Source organism: Candidatus Cloacimonadota bacterium (genome assembly GCA_034661015.1).
In the GTDB taxonomy this organism is placed as follows: domain Bacteria; phylum Cloacimonadota; class Cloacimonadia; order JGIOTU-2; family JGIOTU-2; genus JAYEKN01.
Genome location: JAYEKN010000143.1, coordinates 1 through 3,393 on the forward strand (window position 1 = coordinate 1; position 3,393 = coordinate 3,393).

The following is a 3,393-nucleotide window of genomic DNA, read 5'->3' on the forward strand; positions in this document are numbered from 1 at the left end:
TTGTTTCCATTATTCCTCCAGAAATAAATTATTGTTTTTATATTTCACATATAAAATTTCGTAACGCATTGTTGTCAATCTATTTAATTTTTTATTCGCATCCTCCCATTTTTTTTCAAGAATGCATCAAAAAAAACCGAGTTATTTGAGGGCATTTTGTCTGGATTTATTCGTCAGTCTTTTTGGACAATGTCTGCGAGGGGGTAAACCCCCACGCTGAATCGAAAAAACTATTATGAATAATACTCATTACATAGCAGCCATTTTTTTCAGCCGGATTTATCCGCCAGCTGGGGGATAAAATCTGAATAACTCCTTTGGAATCAGTAAACAATATTCATTTTCAACCTATAAATTTAGAACTTCTACATCACCCATCTCATTTCATTCTATTTAGAGTCTGTCAGTAAAGTACTATTTTTCGACCTCACCCCGACCCTTCCGCCGGCTGGCGGAGAGAGGGAGATAAAAGTTCCCCTTCTCTTTGAAGAGAAGGGGTTAGGGGATGAGTTGTAAAAAGGATGAAGAGTATATTTTACTTGATATGCTACTTTACGGACAGACTCGAATTATATTAATTAATTGGAAAATATTAAAAAGGGTGGATACTTATGGTTTAGACCGCCCAGAATTTTGAAACGATTTTATTGACAAGCATACTCAAAAATAAAATTTTACGAAAATAGGAGTTGTAATGAAGGAAAAATTAAAAATATTGATTTTAGAAGATGATTCTAACGATGTTGATTTATTAGTAAATGCCCTTCGTAATTCGGATTTCAATTTTGTTTACAAGCATGTGGAGGGTGAAAATAATTTTCTAAGGGGACTTAAGGATTTTAAACCTGATATTATTTTATCTGATTATTCCATGCCCCAATTTGACGGACTGGATGCTCTGTATCTCGCAAAAAAGGAAAGCGAGGAAATTCCTTTCATAATTGTTACTGGTTCTGTAAATGAAGAAACCGCAGTAAAGTGTATGCGAGAAGGTGCTTGGGATTATGTGATCAAAGAACACATGAGTCGCGTGCCTACCGCTGTGAATAATGCCCTGAAGCTGAAAGAAGAAAAGGATAAAGAAAAAAAATCAGTGAAGAAAGTAAAATATTTGAACAGTATCCTGCTCGCAATTCGTAACGTCAGTCAACTTATTTTCCGCGAAAAAGATAAGAATACACTCATCAAAAAATCTTGCCAAATGCTTGCGGAAACTCGCGGATTTTCATCAAGTTGGATCGTGTTATTTGACGAAAATAAGAAGATTGCTCATTGGGCTCAATTTGGTTTGGGAGATGGATTTGGAAAATTAATAGAAGAATTCAAAGTAGGGAAATATAATTATTGCTCCGAGCTAGCCCTCAAAGAGAGAAAACTTATCATACTCAAAGCAGAAGAATCCCTTTGCAAAGATTGTCCTTTATTTCATTTTAGACTTGGAATCAGGGAAATGGCCATCCCACTGGAATATCAAAATAAAATTTACGGTTTATTGGCAGCATCTGTTCCTGATTATTTCGTGATTGAAAATGAAGAACGGGAGCTGTTCAAAGAAGTTGCCGGTGATATCGCTTTTGCTTTGCATAATATGGAAGTTAAGGAGGAAATAAAAAAAGGAGAGAAGGCACTTCGTATAAGAGATGCTAATTTTCTTGATATTTTTCAGAACATTGATGAAGGTATCGCTTATACAACGCTGAAGGGGAAAGTGATTTCAGTCAATAAATCTTTTGAAAAAATACTCAATATTTCGGCAGATGAAATTGTTGGAAAAAATATTATCACCCTTACCAAACTATTATTAAGCGGAAAAATGATAAAAACAGTTCTCTCTAATCTTCGTGAAATTTTACAAGGAAAAAAGATTGAACCGTTTGAGGTAGAATACAAGAATAAAATTTTGGAAGTAACTTCCAATTTTAACAGTAACTCCGGGCGGATTACCGGTGTGATTCGAGACGTTACCGAAAGCAGACTGACTCACAGAGAATTGAAAGCTGCAAAAGAGGAACTTGAAGCAAATTTTGAGCAATTAAAGGCAAATGAGCAAGATTTGATAGATAGCGAAGAACGATATCGAACCCTAATCGAAGATTCACCCCTCGCCATTATTGTTCATGTAAAAGGAAAGATTGCTTATGTTAATCCATTAGCGGAAAAGTTGTTTGGCCTTGATCAAGAAGATAAAATCTTGGGTAGATCAATAATGGACTACATTCATCCTGATTATCACAAAATTGTCGGTGAACGTGTCCAAAAAATGTATAAGCAAAAAGAACAACCCGCCCCAATCGAATTACAATTCCTTCGGACCAACGGTGATATAATTGATGTGGAAATTTCCCCAAAACTCATTTTTTACAAAGGGCAACAAGCAACCTTAATAATTATTAATGACATTACCGAACGTAAGCAGGCAGAGGAAAAACTGAAAAAGAAAAATTTGGAATTGGAAATTTTCAACAAAATGGCTGTTGGTAGAGAATTAAAAATGATAGAACTGAAAAAAGAGATAAATGAATTTCTTGAGAAATTGGGCAAAAAGCCGAAATATAAAATTGCCGAGTGAATTGATTTGTTAATTTTTTTGAATTTTTCAATTCGCTTACTTTAACATAGTCTGGAGAAAACAAAAATGGAAAAATTATTTTTAGCAATTTGGCGTCTATTGGTTTTTATTTCAATAAGTTTAACATTTATATATATTATTCTAAGAATCTACAAAGTTGCAGATTTTCTTTTAGTAAAACAACAAAAAAAAAATTCAAAAATAATTGCTGCTATTTTTTTTAGTATTTTGATAATGGCAACTTCAAAGTATCCCTTAAATTTAGTGGCAGGGAGTGCAATAGTAAACGTCAGAGATAGCATTGCAATATTTGCTTCAATTATTGCCGGACCAATAGTTGGAATAGTAGTTGGATTGGTTGGCGGAATTTACCGAATCTCTTTAGGCGGCTGGACTGCTCTTCCTTGTGGTCTTGCTGTAATATCCATCAGTATCATCGCTGCCTATCTAACAAAATATAAAAATTATAGAATAGGAGAAATGACGAAGAGAAAAATTTTAAATATTTCTATTCTAATTTTCGTCTGGGAAATTATGCATACTATGGTTTATTGCACATTGCTCGGAGCCAAACCTTTTCCAGAAGCATTTATGCTTATGGCACGAAATTTTGTCATCCCAATGGTAGTTACCAATGTTATTGCGATAACCATGTTTCTTCTTATTTCCAGAGATGCAGTTATTAGAGCAAATAATATGGAAAAGGTAAAAAATTACACAAAAGAGCTTGAAGAAAAAGTTCAAGAAAGAACCTTTAATTTGGATAAGGAATTCCAGACAAGTGAGCAACAAAGAATTGCAACTTTAAATATTTTCAATGACCT

2 protein-coding genes are annotated in these 3,393 nt (G+C 34.0%); both read left to right on the forward strand.

The window, feature by feature from the left end:
• The first annotated feature begins 694 nt into the window (after positions 1-694).
• On the forward strand, positions 695-2,569 hold the full coding sequence (locus U9P79_05695) for a PAS domain S-box protein (protein ID MEA2104116.1): 1,875 nt from the start codon (positions 695-697) through the stop codon (positions 2,567-2,569).
• A 66-nt stretch (positions 2,570-2,635) separates the two neighbouring features.
• Positions 2,636-3,393: LytS/YhcK type 5TM receptor domain-containing protein (locus U9P79_05700; protein MEA2104117.1), on the forward strand; the 758-nt coding region annotated here is incomplete at its 3' end.